The following is a 2,489-nucleotide window of genomic DNA, read 5'->3' on the forward strand; positions in this document are numbered from 1 at the left end:
ATCATTCCTATGTCTGATATCTTACCCATAAGTGACATTGCTCCACTATGAATAAGGTCTATTAGTGGTGATGGGAATAAACCGAAAAATATTAATACACCTGCAAGCATCACTATAGGTATCATTTCCACCCCTTTTGCATCTTCTAAATGATCCCATTCTTCTTTTCTTGGGCCAAGGAAAGTGCTTTGAACCACCTTCAATATATATGCAGCCGTAATAACAATTCCTAGAATAGCCATTATTGAAATTGCTTTAAAAGGTATTATTGAAAATAGTTTTCTTGGCTCATCATGAGATCCTAAAAATATTAAAAATTCAGCAACAAAATTGTTTAGTCCTGGAAGCCCCAACGATGCAAAACCAGCAATTATAAAACCAATGGCTACTCTTGGCATTTGATGTATTAAGCCGCCAAAGCGATCAATTTCTCTTGTATGAGCCTGATGATAAATATTTCCTATTAGTGTAAAGAATAATGCTGTCATAATACCATGGGCAAACATCTGCGCTACAGCTCCATCTATTCCTTCAAAGTTTAATGAAGCAATTCCGAGTAGCACATAACCCATATGGCTTACACTAGAATAACCAATTACAAACTTTAGATCCTTTTGAGCCATAGCAACCATAGCACCATATACTACATTAGCTATTGATATCACTGCAATTAAAGGAACCCAGTATTTTGCACCTTCTGGGAAAAGAAATACTCCAGCACGGATAATACCATAACCACCTAGTTTCATTAGAACTCCAGCATGAAGCATACTGACAGCTGTTGGCGCAGCTACGTGTCCATCTGGAGACCAGGTATGAAAAGGCCACATAGGAACTAATATACCAAAGCCTATTAACATTAGAAAAAAGGCAAATTTTTGAAAGCTCGAACTATATTCAATAGTACTAAGGGTTTGTATATCAAAACTTCTTATTCCTAAATTATTAGCATATACAAAGGTCGCAATAATTCCAATTAGAATAAATGCACTACCTACTAATAAGTAAAGAGTTAGCTTCATTGCAGCATAATCTTTTCTTGTACTTCCCCAAACTCCAATTAAGATATACATTGGAATAACAGCTATTTCAAAAAATACGTAGAATAAAAATAAATCTCTTGAAATGAATACTCCAAAAACACCTGCAACTAGTAAAAGCAGGAATATGAAAAATTCCTTGATTCTTTTCTCCATTTTCCATGATGCAAAGACACCTGCAAAAATAACGATAGCAGTAAGCAATATTAAAGGTATGCTTAAACCATCCGCACCCACAGAATAATTAATTCCGAATGCAGGTATCCAAGAATAGGTTTCTTGAAATTGAAGTCCTCCCATTGCCTTATTGTAAGTTACAAAAGCTATAATCGAAAGTAGCAATGAAATAAACGTAACAATTGCTGCTGTAACTTTTATTTCCTTCTCCTTACTTTCTGGAAACAAAAGTATTATGATAATACCCAAAATGGGTGCTAATAATATTGATGTCAATATTGGAAATTCCATCTACATCCCTCCTAAAATCGGTGCTGCAAGCCAAAGAATTATTAAAGCAATTGCAATGAAAAAAATTAGAGCATAATTTTGCAAACGTCCTGAATGAATAAGTCTAAGTTTAGCTCCCATTCTCCATATCAAAGAAGTAGTATTATCAAAAATTCCATCTACTATGTTACGGTCACACCAATTAAATAAGCGAGAAATATTTAAAATTACTTTTTCATATATTAATCGATAAAGTTCATTTAAATAATATTGATTAAAAAGGAATTGATGTATTGGTCTAAACTTCATACTTAGAGCTTCACTTGATATTACTTGTTTACCATAAATAAGCCATCCGAGTAGTATTCCACCAAAAGCTGCTGCTACTGATTCATCCATGACCATCAAATTTGCTTCAGGAATTTGAGATGTTTGAAAGTATATATATGAAGCAAATGTTTCATTTATAAAACCATAAGCTACAGAAAAAACTGATAATATGATTAATGGCACAGTCATACACCAAGAAATTTTATGGACAGAATGTTTTTCTCTTTCCTCTCCAAAGAAAACTATAAAAACTAAACGAGCCATATAAAATGCTGTTAAGAACGCTGTAATTAAACCTAAGTAATATAAAAATATATAGCCATGTTCGTAAGTTACTGTTAAAATTTCATCCTTACTGAAGAAACCTGATAGAGGTGGAATTCCAGCTAATGATAAAGAAGCAATAATAAATGTTAAGCTTACAAGCTTCATTTTTTTAATTAGGCCGCCCATCTTAAAAATATCTTGCACACCAATAGCGTGAATGATACTTCCAGCTCCTAAGAATAATAAAGCTTTAAAAAATGCATGGCTTGTAAGATGGAACATTCCAGAAGTAAAACCACCTACCCCCATTGCCATAACCATATACCCTAACTGACTCATGGTTGAAAAAGCTAATATCCTTTTTAAATCTCTTTGCACTAAAGCAATGGTTCCTGCCATAAATGC

At 33.4% G+C, this 2,489-nt stretch carries 2 protein-coding genes; both read right to left on the reverse strand.

The window, feature by feature from the left end:
* Window positions 1-1,508: NADH-quinone oxidoreductase subunit M (locus COL3_RS24135; protein ID WP_099716738.1), on the reverse strand; the 1,508-nt coding region annotated here is incomplete at its 3' end.
* Window positions 1,509-2,489 (reverse strand): proton-conducting transporter membrane subunit (locus COL3_RS24140; protein WP_278286706.1); only part of this gene is annotated, 981 nt, incomplete at its 5' end. It lies immediately after the preceding gene.

Origin of the sequence: Clostridium sp. LS (assembly GCF_002760435.1) — a bacterium.
Lineage (GTDB): Bacteria > Bacillota > Clostridia > Clostridiales > Clostridiaceae > Clostridium.